The organism is Ectobacillus panaciterrae DSM 19096 (assembly GCF_000430785.1).
Taxonomy (GTDB): domain Bacteria; phylum Bacillota; class Bacilli; order Bacillales; family Bacillaceae_G; genus Ectobacillus; species Ectobacillus panaciterrae.
Genome location: NZ_KE387251.1, coordinates 65,289 through 85,459, shown reverse-complemented (window position 1 = coordinate 85,459; position 20,171 = coordinate 65,289). Strand labels below are relative to the sequence as shown.

At 36.6% G+C, this 20,171-nt stretch carries 17 protein-coding genes and 1 pseudogene; 8 read left to right on the top strand and 10 right to left on the bottom strand.

Translation table 11 applies throughout. The features are described from left to right. Nucleotides 1-17 precede the first annotated feature (17 nt). Entirely contained in the window at nucleotides 18-482 is a 465-nt protein-coding gene (locus tag H540_RS0126770) for a MarR family winged helix-turn-helix transcriptional regulator (RefSeq protein ID WP_034672006.1), read from the top strand. On the opposite strand, the gene H540_RS0126765 is transcribed toward H540_RS0126770, so the two are convergent. Both H540_RS0126765 and H540_RS0126760 read right to left on the bottom strand, forming a co-directional pair. Next, nucleotides 438-719, bottom strand: a complete 282-nt coding sequence (locus H540_RS0126765) for a hypothetical protein (protein WP_028403181.1) — start codon at nucleotides 717-719, stop codon at nucleotides 438-440. The two genes, H540_RS0126770 and H540_RS0126765, sit on opposite strands and share 45 nt — an antisense overlap. Nucleotides 720-829: 110 nt before the next feature. Continuing rightward, nucleotides 830-1,297 carry a DinB family protein gene (locus tag H540_RS0126760; RefSeq protein ID WP_028403180.1) on the bottom strand — a complete coding sequence of 156 codons (468 nt, stop codon included), beginning with the start codon at nucleotides 1,295-1,297 and terminating at the stop codon, nucleotides 830-832. 311 nt (nucleotides 1,298-1,608) lie between these two features. Between H540_RS0126760 and H540_RS0126755 the strand changes: the two genes are divergently transcribed. Both H540_RS0126755 and H540_RS0126740 read left to right on the top strand, forming a co-directional pair. Next, nucleotides 1,609-2,043, top strand: a complete 435-nt coding sequence (locus H540_RS0126755; protein WP_028403179.1) for a hypothetical protein — start codon at nucleotides 1,609-1,611, stop codon at nucleotides 2,041-2,043. Between the two features lie 763 nt (nucleotides 2,044-2,806). Continuing rightward, nucleotides 2,807-3,073 carry a hypothetical protein gene (locus H540_RS0126740; RefSeq protein WP_028403178.1) on the top strand — a complete coding sequence of 89 codons (267 nt, stop codon included), beginning with the start codon at nucleotides 2,807-2,809 and terminating at the stop codon, nucleotides 3,071-3,073. Nucleotides 3,074-3,616: 543 nt separating this feature from the next. On the opposite strand, the gene H540_RS0126735 is transcribed toward H540_RS0126740, so the two are convergent. From H540_RS0126735 to H540_RS0126715, 5 genes and pseudogenes are all read right to left on the bottom strand, one after another. Then, nucleotides 3,617-4,504 (bottom strand): DMT family transporter, encoded by an 888-nt coding sequence (locus H540_RS0126735; protein WP_028403177.1) that lies wholly within the window; start codon nucleotides 4,502-4,504, stop codon nucleotides 3,617-3,619. A 38-nt stretch (nucleotides 4,505-4,542) separates the two neighbouring features. Continuing rightward, nucleotides 4,543-4,629: pseudogene (locus H540_RS32745) on the bottom strand (FMN-binding negative transcriptional regulator); the annotation flags it as partial. Nucleotides 4,630-4,910: 281 nt separating this feature from the next. Beyond that, entirely contained in the window at nucleotides 4,911-5,219 is a 309-nt protein-coding gene (locus tag H540_RS0126725) for an antibiotic biosynthesis monooxygenase family protein (protein ID WP_034672004.1), read from the bottom strand. A 367-nt stretch (nucleotides 5,220-5,586) separates the two neighbouring features. Next, nucleotides 5,587-6,018 (bottom strand): VOC family protein, encoded by a 432-nt coding sequence (locus H540_RS0126720; RefSeq protein ID WP_028403175.1) that lies wholly within the window; start codon nucleotides 6,016-6,018, stop codon nucleotides 5,587-5,589. Between the two features lie 336 nt (nucleotides 6,019-6,354). Then, nucleotides 6,355-9,720: a trifunctional glycoside hydrolase family 18/polysaccharide deacetylase/glycosyltransferase family 2 protein gene (locus H540_RS0126715; RefSeq protein WP_028403174.1), complete on the bottom strand. Its 3,366-nt coding sequence runs from the start codon at nucleotides 9,718-9,720 to the stop codon at nucleotides 6,355-6,357. Between the two features lie 360 nt (nucleotides 9,721-10,080). Here H540_RS0126715 and H540_RS0126710 point away from each other — a divergent pair, with 360 nt between their 5' ends. From H540_RS0126710 to H540_RS0126695, 4 genes are all read left to right on the top strand, one after another. Next, nucleotides 10,081-10,323 carry an ArsR/SmtB family transcription factor gene (locus H540_RS0126710; protein WP_028403173.1) on the top strand — a complete coding sequence of 81 codons (243 nt, stop codon included), beginning with the start codon at nucleotides 10,081-10,083 and terminating at the stop codon, nucleotides 10,321-10,323. An 88-nt stretch (nucleotides 10,324-10,411) separates the two neighbouring features. Continuing rightward, nucleotides 10,412-11,017 (top strand): SET domain-containing protein, encoded by a 606-nt coding sequence (locus H540_RS0126705; RefSeq protein WP_028403172.1) that lies wholly within the window; start codon nucleotides 10,412-10,414, stop codon nucleotides 11,015-11,017. 198 nt (nucleotides 11,018-11,215) lie between these two features. Continuing rightward, nucleotides 11,216-11,506: a hypothetical protein gene (locus H540_RS0126700; RefSeq protein ID WP_028403171.1), complete on the top strand. Its 291-nt coding sequence runs from the start codon at nucleotides 11,216-11,218 to the stop codon at nucleotides 11,504-11,506. Between the two features lie 682 nt (nucleotides 11,507-12,188). Next, a complete protein-coding gene (locus tag H540_RS0126695; RefSeq protein ID WP_028403170.1) occupies nucleotides 12,189-12,494 on the top strand; it encodes a hypothetical protein in 306 nt (101 codons plus the stop codon). A 662-nt stretch (nucleotides 12,495-13,156) separates the two neighbouring features. Here the strand turns inward: H540_RS0126695 and H540_RS0126685 are convergent. From H540_RS0126685 to H540_RS31615, 3 genes are all read right to left on the bottom strand, one after another. Continuing rightward, nucleotides 13,157-15,667, bottom strand: coding sequence for a peptidase G2 autoproteolytic cleavage domain-containing protein (locus H540_RS0126685; protein ID WP_425388189.1), 2,511 nt, complete (start codon nucleotides 15,665-15,667; stop codon nucleotides 13,157-13,159). Between the two features lie 913 nt (nucleotides 15,668-16,580). After that, nucleotides 16,581-17,669 (bottom strand): GerAB/ArcD/ProY family transporter, encoded by a 1,089-nt coding sequence (locus H540_RS0126680; protein WP_028403168.1) that lies wholly within the window; start codon nucleotides 17,667-17,669, stop codon nucleotides 16,581-16,583. Nucleotides 17,670-18,014: 345 nt separating this feature from the next. Beyond that, the gene (locus tag H540_RS31615) at nucleotides 18,015-19,145 is read right to left on the bottom strand and encodes a CAP domain-containing protein (RefSeq protein WP_051317301.1); all 1,131 of its coding nucleotides are present in this window, start codon (nucleotides 19,143-19,145) and stop codon (nucleotides 18,015-18,017) included. A gap of 516 nt (nucleotides 19,146-19,661) precedes the next feature. Between H540_RS31615 and H540_RS0126665 the strand changes: the two genes are divergently transcribed. After that, entirely contained in the window at nucleotides 19,662-20,165 is a 504-nt protein-coding gene (locus H540_RS0126665; protein ID WP_028403167.1) for a PepSY domain-containing protein, read from the top strand. Nucleotides 20,166-20,171 lie beyond the last annotated feature (6 nt).

Sequence of the window (20,171 nt, the reverse complement as noted above, 5' to 3'; positions counted from 1 at the left end):
CTAAAGGAGTTTAAAAGATGAATGAATCGAAAAAGGAAATAACACGCAGACTGGAGTACATCGAAAAAATCACAGAAACGTTTTCCCGTTACAAAAATAAGCTTATAGAAGAAAAACGAGGGGAGACGACTTATAAAATTACGCCGACAAAATATCATATGCTGAAAATGATTTATAAAAAAAATTCATGCATGGTTGTAGATGTTTCCAGAGAATTAGAATTATCCTCCGGAGCGACTACCATTATTTTGAATCAGTTAGAAGATGAGGGATTGATAACCCGTCTAAGAAGTGAGGATGATCGGCGGATTGTATGGATCAAGCTCTCTGACTCAGGAAAACAGCTGGTCGAGGAAATGATTAGAAGAAAAAACCAATTTCTTTCCGATATGTTCAGTGTGCTTTCTGAAGATGAAAAAAACCAATTTTTTCATTTGTTAGAAAAAATGGTTGAAGGCGTTAATCAAAAAATAGAAAAATAGCTGTAACAGCTGTTCGGCTCCGCGGCAATGCGCGCCGCGCAGGCCGTGGACGGGCGAACGGAACGGAGGAATTGTCGGACTCCCGATTTGTGAAGGATAAAATGGCTTTATATATTGATACACCACCATCCAATCTATTGTCCTGTCCATTTTCACAAGAATATGGCTGGAATCGTACATGGCCCCATAATGCTTCCGGTTTTCCGTCATTTTCAGATTCTGTTCTGCATAGTACATAAAAAAAACCTCCTCTTTCTATCAAAAAGGGGAGGGGGAAGAAGGAAATTATATATCGCCAAGCTTGTTTTTCCACACGCTGGAAGTCTGTACGCTGTACAGGCTTTTTCTTATTTCGTTACTTTTTCCGCTTCTACAATACGTTTCATGGCCTTCATTTGACCGATATGGTCCGCTTCATGGTACAGCATCATACCGTAAAGCTCACCTACCGTTTCCAATCCTAAGAACGGCTCCGGAAGGTTCTGTTCAAATGCTTCTGCCGGAATTGCTTTAATGCGCTGTGCCTGTTCTTGTAATTGGGACATTAACACTTCTAATGAAGGACCTTCTGTTTTCCATTCAGATGGTCTTGTGCCAAATCCGAAAAGGCTCGGATACTCGCTTGGCAAATGCTTAAACTCTCTGCCAAACATGAACGCCTCTGCCGCAGATAACACGTGACCAATATGCCAGCGAATTGTGTTGTTGAAGCCCTCCGGCTGCTTGTCTGCAGTTTCAGTATCCAACGTTTGCATAAATTTAACTAACGCCCCACGTGTTAAATCAAATTGTTTTAAACCTACCGTTCTATTCACTCTATCATTTCCTTTCTTATGTACTTTCTATTTTAATGTACCAGAAACAAACACGAAATACTCCTAAAAAACCTCGACGAAATGTTACATGATTGACGACAGATGGCAAAATGTTTCCTGCTATTAATCCAAAGGGCGCTGCGAAAGCAACGTTCGCCCCTATTTACATATTTATAAATATTTCTTAATGATTTCATGGTTTAACTCATTGTATAAAGTTTATATGATTAAAGCATGAAAGATTTACCAATGAACATGTTGATACTTGATTAACGCTACTACAAATTCTAATCAATTATGGAGGGAAGTTTATGAATAGACATCATCCTCATTTTGGTCATACACTAGCAAGCCGCTATATGAATCACCATAGAGCCCCACTTTCATTCCATGGCCCAATTATCCATGTTAAAGCCATTATAAAATTGGTTGAAGAAGATGATAGAGATCCTAAGGGAGGTACGCACCAACATTTCTTAGTCCATCAGATTCAAGTCATCGATATCGAAGGCGCTGAAAAATCATTAGTTACAGATGAAGCCTTTTGTGCAATTCGTTATGGTGACACATTAGGATTAAAAGAACCGATTCCCGGACTTGCAGAAGGGGAAGAAATTGAATTAAAAGGGGAATATATTGATAAAAACCATGCTCTTAAGGGCATAGGAAACCCTGGGGATCCTGTCATTCATTTTACACATCATCCTGTAGGATTTGTTAATTATCAAGGAAAACATTACGAATGATTCATGAGTTAAAGCCCCTTCATATATTGGTGGGGCTTTAACCTGCGAACACTCTATACCAACTTAGTTTACAAAACATGTTATTATCGGAGGTAAAAAAATTAAAATCATCCTTTGTTTGAATAAGTACAAATCAAATATAGAAAGGATTGTGAGAAGATGACATTGTTAAGAAGGATTGTTCATTTGAAGGATCTAAAGGATAAGCTGCTTGAAAGAACAAAAGACTCTTCTACTCCCTATTCTGATATGGATGAAATTCACAAACACCTCCGCAAAATTAATTTGGAATTAAAAAAACATAGCATAGATAGAAAACAATAATATGAACGGTATTGGGTTTTATATAAATGCAACTAAAAAAAGCGACATAAAAACTTTTCTTTTAGGTGGGAGAGAGCATCCGGCTAAGCGTAGAAGCGGTCAAACCCTTTTCGTGGCCCAGGCAGGGAGAGAGAGGGAGCGTAATTTCCCTTTTGTTCTACGTGGCAAACGATAGATATGTCTATATAGTATAAAAAATCAATAAGAATATAAGATTATTCCTTTGCTTTGAAATAGACCTTATTTATGTTTTCTCCTTATACTTACTTTTGTACGTATTCAGTACCAGTTAATATAACATCATTTATTGGAAGTTAAAGCCTTAGCAGGGTATGCGGCAGCAAAGATCGAGAAAATCCCGCAGAAATGGCAGGAAGAAAAGCCCCAAGTGTTGAACTATTAGAGTACGTAAACTTTCAATAGGAATGGGGTAAAAAATATGATATTTTCTGAATGGGATGAAGCATTCAACCACCAAGACCTACAGGAAGAAGCGGCATTGGATCAATCACGTATCACTGATAAGAATGTTTTACTGTTGTTGGACATAGAAAAGCAGCTGGATAGGTGTATTATCAATTTAGAAAAAGAATACGGAACAAAAACAACCGAACTTGCAGAAATTCCGATTAATCGATTAATCTATCACATTTTAGATATTCGCAGGATAGTTTATCGAAAGAGAAGATCCTTAACGACTTTGTAATTTTAAAATGAAAAGTAGCGGTACCGCTACTTTTTTTCATGCTTGCAAAGGCAGGCCTTTATCAACACTCTAAACATCACAAAAAGACTTCATGTATCCCTGAAGTCTTTTTGCTCTTCTTTTGTGATGAAAGTGAGTTTATCTAATCGAATGTAAAATTGGAGGAAATTCTACATTTTTAAGATGCTCCAAATACCTCAATTTATACGCAACCTATATATGAGTGAATGATAATTTCGACATGTCCATGTACTATGTGCAACCAAAAGGGAGTATGGTATGCTTCTTCTCTCTGGTTTACCCTCGCATGAACCACTACAAAGGTTTGACCGCTGGATGATCTCTCCCCACTATCAAAAGACGGTTTTTTTATTCACTTGTATATAATTTATATAATCAGTGTTATTGGTAGTGTCCCATTATTAATTGTTTATTCTTTATTTGCCACTTATTTCTCAGTGAAAGCGATTTCAACAATGAATAATAGGAAAGCGAAAAGTAATTCCGCACTTGTAGACAATGTAATACTCTGCATTAACTCATCTATTCTATATTTTTCTTATAATTTAGTTTTAATAAACTTTTAAAATCTAGTTCAGCAATTAATACACTTAATAATAAGAGTGTTGCACCTAAGTAACCTTTAAATGTGAGAGTTTCACCTGTGAAAATGAAAGCAAAACCTGCTGAAAAAACAGGTTCTAATGAAAAAATAAGACCTGTATGTGTAGGACTCGTATATTGCTGTGCAGTTATTTGAACAATGAAAGCCATTGCCGTACAAAATATGCTTAATGCTAGGATTGAAAACCATGATTCGGAAGTGTCAGGAAGTTTTGGTGTTTCCATAAACATTGAGAAAATGATACTAAATAGGCCAACGAAACCAAGTTGTAAAACTCCAAGGGTAATCGAATTGACATGCTTAGTCATTGTGCCAGTAACGATGATATGAACTGCATAAAGTAAAGCACATAAGATACATAGTATATCACCATAACCTATCTTTAATTGGCTATTTAATGTTAATAGACCTATTCCTACTATGGCTAAAACAATTCCAAACATCACTTTTTTTTCAGGCCTTTGCTTTAAAAATATAGATGATAATACTGGAATAAATACGACTGTGAGACTCATTAAGAAACCAGCATTAGAAACAGATGTATACTTTGTACCGAAAGTCGCAAAAACATAAACTATAAACAAAATAGAAGCTAATGTAAAAGCATATTTTACAGTTTTAAAATCAGTCTTGATTAAGTGCTTGTAAAATACTATGCCTGACAAAAGAAAAGCAATAATAAAACGTAATGAGATTAAATTATATCCTTGTATGTAATCGAGGCCAATTTTTGTAAGTAAGATGGATGCACCCCAAAAAAATGTAATCATTAGTAGCATTAAATCAGCTTTTAATTGTATTTTCATCCCTATTCCCTCGTTAGTCTTTACTTTTTAAAATATTTCGTAATGATAGTTCCAAATGAGTTCTTTTGAATAAATTCCCTAATTTCATCTATATCTGTAATTTTAAAATGTTTAGGAATGTACATATTCTCACCTCTTTTTCTAAAAATTCTGTCGGTTTATATTCGATTATACTTAAAATTTGGCATGATCATAAGGGACAGATTATAAATAATTTACAGGGCCAGTTGATATTGTCCTTTCACTAAAGTAGGTATTAAGTAAATCCTCTATACATGTGAGATTTACATAACATGAGTTATCGGCAGTCAATATAATCTATAAGTATATAAAAACCTCCTCCAGCTAAGCGATCTGGAGAGGGTTCTTTGTTCACATAATCAGTGTTAGAGGAAGTAATAAGAAGCTAATATTTTGAGCTTTCAACCTCACATATCTTTAAAATAAATGATTCATACCATTGTTTTTTTCCTTGTTCTTGTGCTATTTGATGTTTTAAATGTTTTCCCCAGTTTTTTATAGCTTCTATGGACTCCCAATAAGATACCGCAATACCAAAGCCATCTTCCCCTTGTGCAATTTGTACCCCAAGAAATCCCTCTTGCTCTGGTGCTAGTTTGATCATTACGTCAGCCATTTCTCCATATCCCAGATCTCCCTCTGTTCGTTGCGAGGAGAAAATCACAGCATAATAGGGGATTTTAATATTTTTCATAATTGTTTTCACTCCTTTACGCCGCCCGTCTATATATATTCGCAAGAGGTCTTGTTTTTAAGGGGGTTAAATAATTTTTTTTATAAATAATTTGCTGGTTTATGAATGTCTAAAAAATATGATTACAAAATAAAAAACCTTCAGCCTGTGAGGCTAAAGGTTAACATAATCAGTGGTACATAAATCTGGTTTATTTAACATTGGCTACCTGGTGAAGAAGAATGATGATCAAATTATTTATCATAAATTAGGCGAGAATACCCCCACTTCAAGCGTGTGAATGGTGTAGTGTAACGGTAAGTGGGGGAGGTTCATTACATACAAAAAAGCACCACTTCACTTTGAGTAATATGGTGCTTAAAGAAAATCAACTATTATCAGCAACGAGTGTTGAAATTTGCCATTCTACGCCGAATTTGTCTGTTACTTGTCCATATGATGGGCTCCAGAAAGTTTCTTGAAGCGGCATTACTACTTGACCACCTTCTTGTAACTTTTTGAATACTTCTTTTGATTTTTCTACATCGTTTATCCTGATGGCTACGGTCACTTGTGATCCAATTTGGTATGGTTGGCCTGGGAATGTATCAGAAATCATGAGATCAGTATTACCGACTTTTAAATGTGCATGTAAAACACGGTCTTTCGCATCAACTGGAATAGAGAATTCTGGACTTTCAGGCATTTCTCCAAAAGTTTGAATGCTTTCAACTTTTGCATCCAATGCATTTTCATAAAATCTAACTGCATCTTGTCCATTACCATCCAAAACTAAATAAGGGTTAATACCTAAAATCATAAAAAACACCTCTTTTTTAAAATATTTTGGGTAGTAGTTAAATAATCATATTTAACTGTAAAACAGAACGAATGTTCTTGTTTATATTACCATATATTACATACGTATTCAATAACCTAATTCAACTATCCTGCCCCTTTCGTTAAATAAAGAACAATGCATATTGAAAGACTCTTGGAATATGATTTTGTCTTACCTTGATGGGCATGGGTCGGAACCCCACATACTAATAAATCACTCATGTAAATCATTAAATCTCAATTTATTTCTAATCATCAATGTCATGGTGAACCGTACCACAACTAACAGCAAAAGGAGAGTGGATGATCCACTCTCCTATGATGCCTCATTCTGTCCAAGGGATTGCTCAACACTTCCCATTCGTTTAAGTTTATTCCATCCTACCGCTATTCCTCGAATAGAAGAAAATATAGATTTGATTACAACGTAAGTCATAAATTGACGATAAATAAGGCGTTGTACAATTAACCAGGCTAATGGTTTAGGATTTTCCTTTTCTAATTTAAAGGCAAAGAGTGAAGCAAGCAGGTCAATTACAAAGAATAAAAGGTAAAATCCCAAAACTTTTAAAGGATGACTACTAAATATGCCCATAATCATTAATAGATCTGCTAATGGAGAAATCGATTGCGAAATATATTGGAATAGCCACATATTTGGTAATGCAATAAATCCTAATGTTTTATGCTTTACATTAAATAAGGCTTTTCGATGCTTCCAAAGACACTGGAGTGTTCCATACGACCAACGATATCGCTGTTTAATGAGACTTTTCACATCTTCAGGCGACTCCGTATAGGCATATGCTTTTTCTTCATACACAATTCGATATCCTTGACGCAAAAGCGTTAAAGTAAGATCCGTATCTTCCGCGAGTGTATCTTCACTTAAATATCCAGCTTTCTCCACACGTTTTTTATGCCATGCTCCGATAGCCCCAGGAACTACAGTGATACAATTTAACTCATCAAAGGCTCTGCGCTCTAAATTAAAGCCTGTAATGTATTCAACATGTTGCCATGTAGTCAACAGATTTCGTCTATTCCCCACTTTAACATTGCCTGAAACTGCAGCTACGTTATGATCTTCAAAATGTCTAACCATTAAAGAAATAGCATCTTGAGCAATAATGGTATCGGCATCTAAAGAAATAACAATTTCTCCTTGTGATTTTTGGAACCCTAGATTCATTGCGGATGCTTTACCGCCGTTTTCTTTTTGAATTAAACGAACTTTAGGATGTTTATGAAATGCTTCTTGGATTGCCTTTGACGTACCATCTTTCGAGCCGTCATCAACAATAATGACTTCAAAATCTCGATAATCACTATCCAAAATAGAACGAATCGTCTTGGCAATAACCTTTTCTTCATTATACGCTGCTATCACAACACTAACGAAAGGTTGATAAGCAGAATTAGTAAAGGAACGAGATGTAGTTTTCCTTTTTTGCCTGAACGCAAAATAAATTAAAAATAAGAAGCGGAAAATACCTAATCCAATAGCGATATAAAAAATAGTCGTTAAGGTGTGATTAAAATATCCCACCCCTGAAAAAACGGCCCGATCGTAAAGTAAGTATGGCTTATCATCAGAGTGAACGGAAGGCATAATATCATCCCGTTTTTTACCCATCAAATCTGAAATTGTCACAAAACTATACCCATGCTTTTTAAGATCTTTAATAATAATTGGCAGCGCCTCTACCGTATGAGCACGATTACCGCCCGCATCATGAAGGAGAATAACATGTCCCTCACCATTGTAAATGGATCTAAGAACACGTTTTACCAATTCATTTGTTGATGGTCTGGCCCAGTCTTCAGGGTCAACTTTTTCTCCAACCATTGTATAGTTCATATCTTGAGCGCGCAAAATAGGCAGTATCTCATTTGGTAAATACGGCTCAGCATCTGCTTCATATGGCGGTCTAAATAAAACCGTAGAGTGGCCAGTTATTTCCTGAATGAGTCGCTGAGTTGTATTCAACTCTACTTTTGTGCGCAGTGGAGAAGTATCTGCTATGTTAGGGTGTGTGAAGGTATGATTGCCAATTTCATGCCCTTCGTCGTATATTCTTTTAATAATACTAGTATTTAATTGAGCATTTTCACCCACTACAAAGAAATCAGCTTTTATTTTATACTTGTTCAATATATCCAGGATTTTCGGCGTGTAATTAGGATCAGGCCCGTCATCAAACGTTAGTACTACTTGTTTTCCTTTTGGTTGTCCGTAGCGTTGCACTTGATATGACGCTGGAAGTGACTGATACACTTCATCTGTAAGATAACCATCTTTGCCTACTTGGAAGTCCCTGGATCCGTTTTGACCCGCATTCGTAACCCTTAAGATTTCACCTTGACCAGAATAATCTACTTGATTTGTACTAGCGATTTTATGTAATGGGTTGGGGTTGTTTTGTACCCTTCTAGGATCTTTTAATGATTTCCATACAGTAGGATCTTCTGCTCCCAATCTCCAGAATGCAAATCCTTTTGCATCATTTTTCGATGCAATTTTCATTTGGTTGTAGAGAGTGACACCATCTAAAAACCAAACAATATGTTCTTGTGCTCCTTCTTTATATCGAAAATAAGGGTTCCCACTTATCTTATCCCATTGAATTTTTAAATCTGAATCATGAACCATTTTCATGATGTCTGAGAAAGTTAAAGACTCAGCAGAGTTTTTGCTATCCATCGTCCAATCATATCCATAGTTACCGAAAGCGACTATAAGTTTTTCTGAAGGAATATCTAAATGTTTAAGCGTATCCTCAAACCATTTATTTGAAGCAATCGGTCCGGGATTCCCCGCTTCATAGTGTTCATCGTACATCATCACAATCATACGATCTATTTCTTTGGCTAATGCTCCATAATCAAAGGTATTATCATCAGCAGGGACATCTTCCGTCACAAGCAAATGATGTTGGTGAAACACGGTAGTAAGTTCTTTCATGAAATTTGTTAATTCATTTCGATCTTCCTCAGGTATTGACTCAAAGTCGATATTAACGCCTGCAAATTGATTAGCTTCGATTTGTTTTTCTAAATCATTAATAAACTTTGTCTGTACATTAGCAGGAGCATGCAGCAACTTATCGATCACTGCACCATCAGGACCAGAACCTTTTTGAGTAAAGTTGTTGATTAAAGGCATGATTTTTACATGATTTGCTTTCGCTAATTGCATAATGTCAGGCTTAATCTCACTGCTAATTGTTAAATCTGCATTTAAATGATACCATTCTGGTACTAACATGGTTAGTGAACGGATATTATCCTTTAAAGAGGCGGTACTATTTTCATCCCAGTTTACATAAAAGCCATAGACTTCTTTAGGCTGCTTACTATTAGTTCCTGAACTTTGGGAGTGTTTCGTGTCATCTATTTGGGCATTAGAGTACTTGGATTCTTCATTCTTTAATTCTTTCTGCAGCTGCTGATCGCTGAGTTTTTCATCGATAGATACAATTTTTTTATCTTGATTTAGGAACAGTTTCATATATGGGAAATTCGCAGTTGAAAAAATACTTCGAAAGAAAAAATAAAAAACAATAATCATAATGACTACTGTGAGACATAGAAACCAATTGAAAAATACCTTTCTTCTCCCTTTAGCATCATAAAAAATAACTTTAGGTTCGTCTTTCTCTTGTTGCATTTTTTTCTCCATCATTTTTTTGATATACTCCTTTTATTTCCTTCTAGTACCAACATAAAATATTTTAATAAGTGGTTATTTCCAGCTTAACTAATTACTGAAAGTGATTATCATGCCAAAAACTCAAATTAAAATGTTTTCACTCGTTGTACGTTTCAAATACATATCCTTTCTCTTTCAATTCTTAAATAATCGTAAATAAGGCTCAAATAGACTGAGGATGAATATCATGCATTAAAATGACCTTTCTATTCTCCTTATATAATATTCGAACCAATTGAACGTTTTGTGGGGGTAGTTTGCTTGAAATCTATATGGAATCACGGTTTTGATGCAAATACGGTACGATCTTGAAAGGGGAATGTCGTAATGCTGAAAGAGAAGGTAATAGATAGTAAGAAATATCTAGATGCAGCTGAGTTCCTAAAAGTCACTGCACATGAGGTACGCCTTGGATTATTACAATTCTTGCTTGTAAATGGTCCTACAAATGTAACTACCTTATATCAAAAATTTGGGATGCCTCAAAGTAGTATGAGTCAGCATTTAGCAAAGCTAAAACAAGCTAAAATCATTAGAGGAGATCGGAAAGGCTTTTCTATTACTAATTTCTAATTTTTTGGATGTCTATCATCGTTAACAAGCTTGTCCCGACCGCATAGTATAGGTATAAAACCGATTATAAAAAGGAGCCAGAACACACATGATGTTTCCACATACGAAACTACGCTATATCAATGACCAGATAGGCTTTGGAGTTTTTGTAACTAAATTTATTCCTAAGGGGACAATAACGTGGGCTTTGGATGAACTGGACCATATACTGGAACCAGAGTTTGTTGCTAAATTGGATAAACAAAGACGCAAATTTCTCAATAAATACACTTATCGTAATAAAAACGGTCAATATATTCTTTGCTGGGATCTTGGCAGGTACGTAAACCACAGTTTTCATGCGAATTGCATGGGAACTGCATATGATTTCGAAATTGCTATTCGGGATATTCTTCCAGGTGAGCAATTAACAAGTGATTATGGAACATTAAATATTGGTACATCTTTTGAATGTATTCCAGAGGAAAGAACTGACCGAAAGAGAGTTAACCCTGATGATCTTTTACATTTTTACAAAGAATGGGATCAACAGGTGATTGAGGCTTTAAAACATTTTAATGATGTCGAACAACCGCTGATTCACCTCATTCGTCCTGAATTCAAGGAAAAAGTGATGGTTGCCGCCAAGAAGCATATTCTTCTCGATTCAATCAAAAGTAACTATTATGATCGTTCTTCTAAAAGCAAAAAATAGGGTGTAACACTTAAAAAATGTTATGAATTAAAATCATAAAAATTGCAATAGTGGAATTTTAAATATGTCTTAGCATTGTAAATCCGTATTTTCCTGACTGTACCCCTTAATTGGTTAAATGTACAAGCATAATTTTGATAGAGTGAATATGCTGTGTTAGTGAAATACTAATTTGAAATTACGGAGGAGTTGTTAGCTTTGACATATAACAACAATAAAAATTTATACAACGTTTGTGCACGACTCAAAAAACTTTTGAACAAAGCCGGAATGGAGAACATTGGAATACGCATTACTCTTACAAACGGATTGGAATTCCCTCTTTCCCAACTTTATGATGTTTCTCCTGCTAAATGTGTACTAGCGGTACATGAACCGGGAATTGATAAAAAAGTCTCTTTACAAATTTTTGACTGTAACATAATTAAGTCTGTAAAAGTATTCGTTAGTAGCCAGCGGACACTTGAAACATTCACTATTAATTTCTAGACATTAAAGAACTCGATACGACTTGTTTCGTTCAGAGTAAACAAGTACGATGATACAGTAAAAATCAGTAGTTATAAAAATAAATATATGGATGGAATCCATCTCTTTAAGTTATTTGACAAGCAATGTTCGTCTCTCAGGAATATTTTATATCACCGTTATTCAATATTGTTTACGTCCTATTATCCTTCTTAAACCGGGGAGAGGGGCGTTTTTTTACTTTTTCAATGAACCAGCACGAATTTTCTATAATAGGGATACCGCTAGCGAAACGGAAAAAAACCGCGCTAAGGATTTTTGAATCATTTTAATTCCAGTTTAAATTGTGTTGTATGTGAAAGTAGGTCATTTCGGTAAATTGGGTTGCATTAGCAGCCGTTTTCATTGGTGTTCTTAGGTTCTAACGCAACACAAATGATGTTGTGTTGTATTGAAATACTCTTAGTGGGGTATCAAGGACAGGACATATCAGGGCAAAGAGAAGAAGAAAATCTAAAGGGGTAGAAAATAAAGATGAACGGAGAAAACAAATAAAAGCAGTTTGTTAAGTTGAACAAGCTTTTTAAACATAATCATCGTTATTAGTAGTTAACTTATTTAAAATTCTATAAAACAAGAATATATATTTATTTTTAGGAGTATATAGAAGGTGTAAGTTTATCATGCTAAAGGGGGCTTTCTAATGGGTTTGTTTGATAAGTTATTTGGCAAGAAAGCACCGAAAATTATTTTAGTACATGTTCTTCATCCAGATTATGGTTATGTACAGCAAAGCTGGGAAGTAGGTAAAGATATCTCTGCAGATGTAGTTAAAAGAAGAGCAAAAGATAATGAGTTATATGTAATGTATGTGTTTAAAAATAGAGAAGAAAATAAATTGATTCTTGCAAAAGAATCGTTTTTAAAAGCGGTAACAGAATATCGGCAAATAGATGAAGACATAAAAGAACAACAGGAAAGAGCATTAAAAGAATTTGATCTAAAATAAAGTACGATTATAAAAAAGCGATGGGGACATGAGGGGGACATGGACTCGTCTCTATGTCGACACCAGGGGGACATTACCCCCGAAATAGGTGTACACGATGTGGACATTCGAACACTTTTATTGCTATCACGGTTTCGCTAGGCTTTGCCTAGTATATCACGCTATGTGATATCAAAAACCCCTTATGCTCTTCTGACTATGTTTAAATCTTTAAACGAAAAAACGAGACCTAAATAGGATCTCGTTTGCTACCTTATATAACCGCACTTATTGGAAGTTTTTAAGTTAAAGGTGTGGGTCCCAAAGTTCATAAACCATGCCTCCAACTAGTACAGCTAACGCTAACCCTAAACAAATAAATAAAAGTATTGGTTTTGTATTTTCTTTCATGAACTTTTTTCCTTTCCCTCATCTATTTTCGATGTAAGATTATTAACATTCTATACATATAAAAATGAAATTAGACAAAGAAAAAATTGATTGTATGACTTGATAAGAATAGTTTGTGATAGTGGGTTGTTTTAGAACAAATGGTTTTACTAACAACGATTATGAGGGTCAAAGCTATGAAGGGAAAAGGAGTAAAGTCTTAAAAAAGAGCCCCAACAGGAGCTCTTTTTCGTTTACATAATCAGTGTTATCGGTAGTTATATATTAGTTTTCTAACGAATTAAAATCATAATTTGATTTACTCCTGTACGTTTTAATACAAAATATCCTTTCTCCGCCTTTGTTGCAATTCCATCATCATTCGTCCAGCAATATCCTTGTTCTTCACAAGTCCCATCATCTCGAATGAGTATTTGACCCATTAACCCAACAGCCACCCATTCCGGGCGCTCTGTACGAGGGATATATTCTTCACTTGGATTCCATTCAGGATTGAGCATTGGATGCATTTCTTTTCTTTCAGGAATAAGAATATTTCCTTCATTGTCTTTTTCAGCCGGAATCGTCACTTCATGATATTTTTTTCGTCCCCATTCATCGGTCAAATATTTTCCTTGCCATCGTAAACCTGCACTATTTCCAATGAGACTAGGCGTTGCACTGGTGATACCTAAAATAAATTGATCACTTGAGGTGGCTTTTCGAATTTTCCCCTTTTCTACTGCTGTAACAAAGTAACCAACATCGATCGGGTTTTTATCTACTGTTTCAAACATTTCGGCATAATCGGCTGCTGGACTTAAATACGCCCCGTCGACAAACATATTACCATTATTCAGAAGTTTTCCGATGAGACCGGTAAGGTCATACGCAACAGCTCCAAAGGCTACATTCCATGAATAGGTTGGATCTCCATTGAAGTTGTTAACCGCTCCATTCCGTCCCATAATATGGGCTCCTTCGAAACCATTTGCTGTTGTACTCAATCCTTCAGTATGAGATAAATCCCCACTAGCAATTGTACCTGATCCTTCGGCATGTGAAGCAAATCCATTTGCCCTTGTACCTGATCCTTCCGCATGGGAAGAATCCCCACTGGCAATTGTACCTGTTCCTTCGGCATGTGAAGCAAATCCACTTGCAGTTGTACCTGTTCCTTCTGCATGGGAAGAAGTTCCACTTGCGGTTGTACCGTCACCTTCTGCGTGGGAAGAAGTTCCACTTGCGGTTGTACCGTCACCTTCTGCATGAGAAATATCCCCACCTGCGGTTGTGAAGTTACCTTCGGAATGGGCCGCAAATCCATTTGCCGTTGTATTATTTCCTTCGGCATGAGAAGAATCGCCACCTGCCGTTGTACCTGCACCTTCTGCATGGGCACCATTCGCATTTATACCTGTACTTGTTGATATGCCCTCCGCATGTGAATTAGATCCATTTGCTATTGTATTACTACCTTCGGCATGAGAAGCATCTCCATTTGCTATTGTACCTGCACCTTCAGCATGTGAATTAGATCCATTTGCGATTGTATTGCCACCTTCTGCATGTGAAGCATTGCCAAATGTTTGTGTTGAATCGCCTTCAGCATGAGAAGATCCTCCATTGGCTGTTGTGTTCGATCCTTCCGCGTGGGAAGATCCTCCATTGGCTGTTGTGTTCGATCCTTCCGCGTGAGAAGATCCTCCATTGGCTGTTGTGTTCGATCCTTCCGCGTGAGAAGATCCTCCACTCGCTGTTGTGTTTGATCCTTCCGCGTGGGAATCTGCTCCTTGGGCTTGTGTATTATTTCCTTCAGCATGAGATCTATCTCCACTTGCCGTTGTACCGCCACCTTCCGCATGGGATGAACTCCCACTTGCTGTTGTGCCACCTCCTTCAGCGTGGGATGAACTCCCACTTGCTATTGTGCTACCTCCTTCGGCATGGGAGTCATCTCCACTTGCGGTTGTGGAGTTACCTTCCGCATGGGATGAACTCCCACTTGCTGTTGTGGAGCTACCTTCAGCATGCGAAGAATTCCCACTTGCGGTTGTATTTTGACCTTCGGCATGAGAAAAAGATTCACTTGCTGTTGTACCGCCACCTTCCGCATGGGAAGATCCTCCGCTAGCTATTGTTCTTGATCCCTCAGCATGGGCAGCCCCATTACTTGCTGTTGTATTAAATCCTTCTGCATGGGATGCAGGTCCGCTAGCTGTTGCTCCTGATCCCTCAGCATGGGCAACTACATTACTCGCTGTTGTATTAAATCCTTCTACGTGGGCAGCAGTTCCACTGACTGTTGTTTTTGTGGCAACTCCTTCTACATGAGAAAAATCCCCTAGTGCCTGTGAAGCTGGAAATAAAGTAATATCTGGAGTTCCTCCTTCCGCATGTGAAGCATTCCCACTGGCTATTGTATTTTGACCTTCGGCATGAGAGGCTGTTCCACTAGCCGTTGTGCTTTCTCCTTCCGCATGGGAGCAATCCCCACTAGCTTCTGTATTACACCCTTCCGCGTGAGCACCTTCTCCACTTACAACGGTTGAATTGCCTTCTGCATGAGAAGCAGTTCCATTAGCTGTTGTTCCTGTTCCTTCTGCGTGGGAAGCAAAACCAGTAGCAGCTGTTCCGCTTCCTTCTGCCACGGAACATCCATTGGCCGGATCAGTTCTAATACAGAGCCCTGGTACTTGTATTCCTCCTATGGAGCCTACTATTGATCCTGTTGAACAACAAACCTTAATTGGTTCGTTAGATGGGGCTAATTTGATTGATTTATTAGATCGAGATAAAGACAAAAAAATAACCTTCTTTCTTTTAAACTGTAATATAGCTATATTAATTTTGATTCATTTTGCTTATATATTTGCCTATATTTGCTCGATATGAATCGATATATATCCATCCTATATATGTGAAGTAATGTATGCTTGTCCTAAGTCAAATGAAAAATATGAGATACAGTTGATCCATATCTATCAAAGTAGGCATTACTTTAGTTTCTAAGCTATAATCCATTGGAAATAAAGCATTTATGAAATTATTTATGCTATAAACAACCGCATCAAAAGAGGAATATGTTTAGATTTTAAAATCGTAGTGGAATGTCGTTATGTATACCGTATACATGTGAAGTTTACATAACATCTTATTATCGGAAGTTGCTTATTCACACACTCCCCATGATATCAACATTTCTTAGGATATCTGAAATTATCAAATATGCAGGGTTCTATACATTGCCGCAATGGTACGAGTTTTCGGCTCTTGGTTATGTGCTAGATATGCCAAAAGACTGTATAAAATCTTGCATATTCCAATAGCCAGGAAAGGTGTTGTTATTTGTTTCCTTATCGATTAAATGTAATATTTTACCGCTTGAAGTTATCCGTTTATCTGGATTATTATGAATTTGAATCGACATTTTACACGAAATACCTTTACATGCAAAAAGAGCCAAGTTTTAAACATGGCTCTTTTTGTATTTGGAATGTTGTCCCATAAACATCAACTTAAGAAAATAAAGAAACCCCAAAGCGATAAAATGAGCATCTTTGTGTCAGAGTACTCAAAATTTTTGTTCTGGGGGTGCTATAAAACTTTAACTTGATGGCGATGGGGCGGGACCCCTGATACAAAAACCATTCGTCTTTAGGTGTGAAATTATGAATTAAATGACACACTAGAACCTTATTTTCAATGCTGTATGGTTTATTTTTTCATTTTTTTCCGTATGATAGCGATGAGTAGGAGCAATGTCGGAATTAAAGTTAAAACAAAGGAGGTATAAAAAGGGAGAATGGTTGCTGTAAACTTGGAAGTTTCTCCTATGCTACGATACCCCCACATACCGAACAACATCAACAAAAAACCAAGTGGAAGGACGACTGAACGGTAATTAGAGAGATTCAACCATTGGGCAGTGCTTAGAACAAGAGCATAATAGAACACTGATATTTTGATGAATGTCCCTGTTACCCAAATAACTATGATAACTGATTCAACATGTTGAATAAAATTTCCGATTTGAATGTATCGAATAGCGCTAAATATCGGATAGACATAACTGCTTGTAGTTCCTCCAAATAAGAAAATAGCAATCAAATTAAAGATAATCATACTAAACATGATCGCAAGAACTGAGATCATACTCCATTTCATCCCTTTTTCACGATCCGTCAAAAAAGGAAGAAGCATAGAAATAAGAAACATTTCGCTAAACCAAGACTGTGGTGCAGCCGCTCCTAGAATCGAGGGCATTATACCATGTTCCATGATTGGAAACATATTCTTGAGGTCCAAGTCCTTAAGAAACAAGATAGTCAATATGAATAGCATGAAAATTAAATTTGGAATGAACAGTTGAGAGGCTCTCCCCAGCACTTCCACACCGCCTTGTACAGCAAAGGCACAGACCAAAACCATGCTTCCGATCACTACAATCATCGGGGTTTTAAGCAAAAAAGAACTTATAATGAAATCTGTATATTCTCTCAATATCATGCCATTCGTGTGCAGAAAAAAGAATAAGTAGGCAAACCCAAGTACCTTTCCTGGAATTCGACCAATAACATGTTCGCTGTACTGGATAATCGTTTTCTTCGGATAAAGATTATGTAACTGATATAAGACAAATACTGTAAGGAATCCGTTAAGTGACCCCCAAATTGGAGAGATCCACATATCGCGCTCCGCATATTTTCCCGTTATCGCTGGAACGATGAGAATAGCAGTTGAGAATATCGTTGGATACATCATAAGTGCCATTTGAAATGCGGAAATTTTTCCTTTTTCAATCACCTTTTTTACCTCATTACATTTTTCTTTTATTATTCCCATAAAATATATAGAAAAAAACTCTTTATGTCCGGTAATTATGGTTCTGGTGTCAAAATAACACCTTTATGTACATCTAAGAATACATGTAATATAAATTTGCTATAAGGGGTTCCACTGTATGCCAATCAAGCTAAGAAATCTACTTACTTTTGTACGTATTCAGTACCAGTTAACATAACATGAGTTATCGGTAGTTCATGTATCTATAAACCTACAAAAAATCCCTTCAGATCATGCTTACTGAAGGGATTTTTTGTTTACATAATCAGTGTTATCGGTAGTTAGTTCATAACAATTATTGATCTACTATAAATCGACACCATATATTCCCCAGTCACAGGTTGGGCTTCTGTCAAAGCCAGTTGCAGTGTACCTCGCCATGTGAACATGGGGACCGCCAGAAATTCCTGAAATATCAACCGTTCCAATTTGTTGCCCGAGATTTACATGATCCCCTATTTTAAGATTAGGAAGCGGAGTTACATGAACATATTGAGTAATATACTGATCGATATCACTTGTTATTGAGACTAGGTTCCCATCTCGCGGACAAGGTCCAGTAGGTGGATTACCACAAGGAGGGTTTCCTGATGCTAAAAAGTTGATAGTTCCTGCTTCTGAAGCATATACTGGCGTACCTATGGCAATGCTTGGAAACCATAAATCCTTAGCTCCTGGATGGTTAGGGCCACAAGGTGTGATTATTGAAACATCGTCTTCGGTGTTAAAAGGGTCTGTGAAATAAGCATGAAATGGAGTAGTAACGATTGGACATTCTAGGCAAATTCTCCATGGGGCGGTATTAACAGGAGTAGGAGCAGAGATAGGACCAAGAGCAGATTTACGTATTGCAATCATTGAAAAATTATTTTGAGTTGGTGCATTAGGTGAGTAATCGTATCCAACACCAATATGAGTCATATTAGGATTTAAGATATTTGCCCTATGTCCAGGGCTATTCATCCACCATGTAACTGCTTCTTCAGGTGTATATTGTTTTCCATTTCCCCAAAATATGTTTGCAACTGCATTTTCATATGGAATATTAGCGTTGTTTAGTTGAGCAAACTCGTCCCCTCCGAGTGTTGGACTATAGTGGGCAGGTGGTTGATAACGAGACATATCTTGTGCTTTAGCTCTAGCCACTTCAGTTAATTGACTGTCTGGTTGTAATGGAGATAATCCTTGTTTTTGTCTTTCTTGATTTATAAGATTTATAATTCGTGACTCATAAGATGAATCAATAGCGTCACCTCCATAATCATACATATTCTCATTTTGTAATCTTACAGCACCATCTTGACTCCCACATAACTTTGGAAAGTGTGCTCTAAACTGTTGGCTATTACAATGAATATCATCACTCTCATATTTATAGCCAAATTTGTTAGTAGTGTATGGCATATACTTTGAACCGTGTTTTTTACTATAAGCCATTTCTATTTCTTCACCTCTGAATTAAATGTTTTATCATACTTGTACATATTCAATATATACAAGATTCACGAAATGGCTTGGACAACTACCAAAAAAATTGATGTATATTTTATACATGTGAGGTTTACATAACATATCATTATTGGAAGCTCATAAATATCAGAAAATCAGATGTGGCAAGGATTCTGCCATCTTACTGTGTTTGTATGATATGTATAATTATATACGGGCTTGATAAGACAAGATTCTTCCGTTTTCTTCAATTTAAAAGATAAGAAAGTATATTCGCACTAAAATTTACCAAATTGATTTTCAGCTAATTTTCAGTTTACATTCAACTTAATCTCAGATTCAAATTACATAATAAAAGTACGGCAAGGCCAATAAATAACAGGAGTCAGGAATGGTGAGTATTGTAAGTGTTAATGAAATGAAACGGTTTAGTTATTAAAATGCCACATTTGAATGTTTCATAATAATTTTGTTCTTGTTAAAAAATAAAAAGGGGAGATAAACATGAAAAAGATAAGACAAATTCATTTCTGGGTTGGAATTATTACCGCTGCCTTTCTTTTTGTTCAATCTATCACGGGCATAGTTCTGTATTTTCAACAAAAAGGAGGGGATAAGGGCGGGCAGCCAATGGCAATGCAGCAGTCTAATTCCCAAAATGCAGGTTCTTCAAATAGCAGCAGCAAAAATACTAATAATAGTAGTGCAAGTAGCAACACAAATACTAATAATAGCAGTGCAAGTAGTAATAGTAATACGATGCAGGCTCCATCATTTAATGGATCAGGGGGACCTCAAAATGGCAACTTCCCAAATGGAGGAATGATGCAGAGACAAGCAGGAGGAGCTGGATCTTTAGAAATGCTGGTGAAGAGCCTGCACTCAGGTATTATCGGTTTAATTGCTGGAATTGGTATGCTAATTCTAACAGGAACAGGATTATGGACATCATGGCTGATTGCAAGGGCCAAGAGAAAGAGAAAAAGAGACGTAGCAACAGCATCGTAACTTCCT

Bases quoted from the DNA above. Each gene is read 5' to 3' on its own strand.
- H540_RS0126770 (WP_034672006.1), top strand. From the start codon at position 18: ATGAATGAATCGAAAAAGGAAATAACACGCAGACTGGAGTACATCGAA.
- H540_RS0126765 (WP_028403181.1), bottom strand. From the start codon at position 719: ATGTACTATGCAGAACAGAATCTGAAAATGACGGAAAACCGGAAGCAT.
- H540_RS0126705 (WP_028403172.1), top strand. From the start codon at position 10,412: ATGATGTTTCCACATACGAAACTACGCTATATCAATGACCAGATAGGC.
- H540_RS0126755 (WP_028403179.1), top strand. From the start codon at position 1,609: ATGAATAGACATCATCCTCATTTTGGTCATACACTAGCAAGCCGCTAT.
- H540_RS0126725 (WP_034672004.1), bottom strand. From the start codon at position 5,219: ATGAAAAATATTAAAATCCCCTATTATGCTGTGATTTTCTCCTCGCAA.
- H540_RS0126665 (WP_028403167.1), top strand. From the start codon at position 19,662: ATGAAAAAGATAAGACAAATTCATTTCTGGGTTGGAATTATTACCGCT.
- H540_RS0126735 (WP_028403177.1), bottom strand. From the start codon at position 4,504: ATGAAAATACAATTAAAAGCTGATTTAATGCTACTAATGATTACATTT.
- H540_RS0126715 (WP_028403174.1), bottom strand. From the start codon at position 9,720: ATGGAGAAAAAAATGCAACAAGAGAAAGACGAACCTAAAGTTATTTTT.
- H540_RS0126720 (WP_028403175.1), bottom strand. From the start codon at position 6,018: ATGATTTTAGGTATTAACCCTTATTTAGTTTTGGATGGTAATGGACAA.
- H540_RS31615 (WP_051317301.1), bottom strand. From the start codon at position 19,145: ATGGCTTATAGTAAAAAACACGGTTCAAAGTATATGCCATACACTACT.
- H540_RS0126695 (WP_028403170.1), top strand. From the start codon at position 12,189: ATGGGTTTGTTTGATAAGTTATTTGGCAAGAAAGCACCGAAAATTATT.
- H540_RS0126740 (WP_028403178.1), top strand. From the start codon at position 2,807: ATGATATTTTCTGAATGGGATGAAGCATTCAACCACCAAGACCTACAG.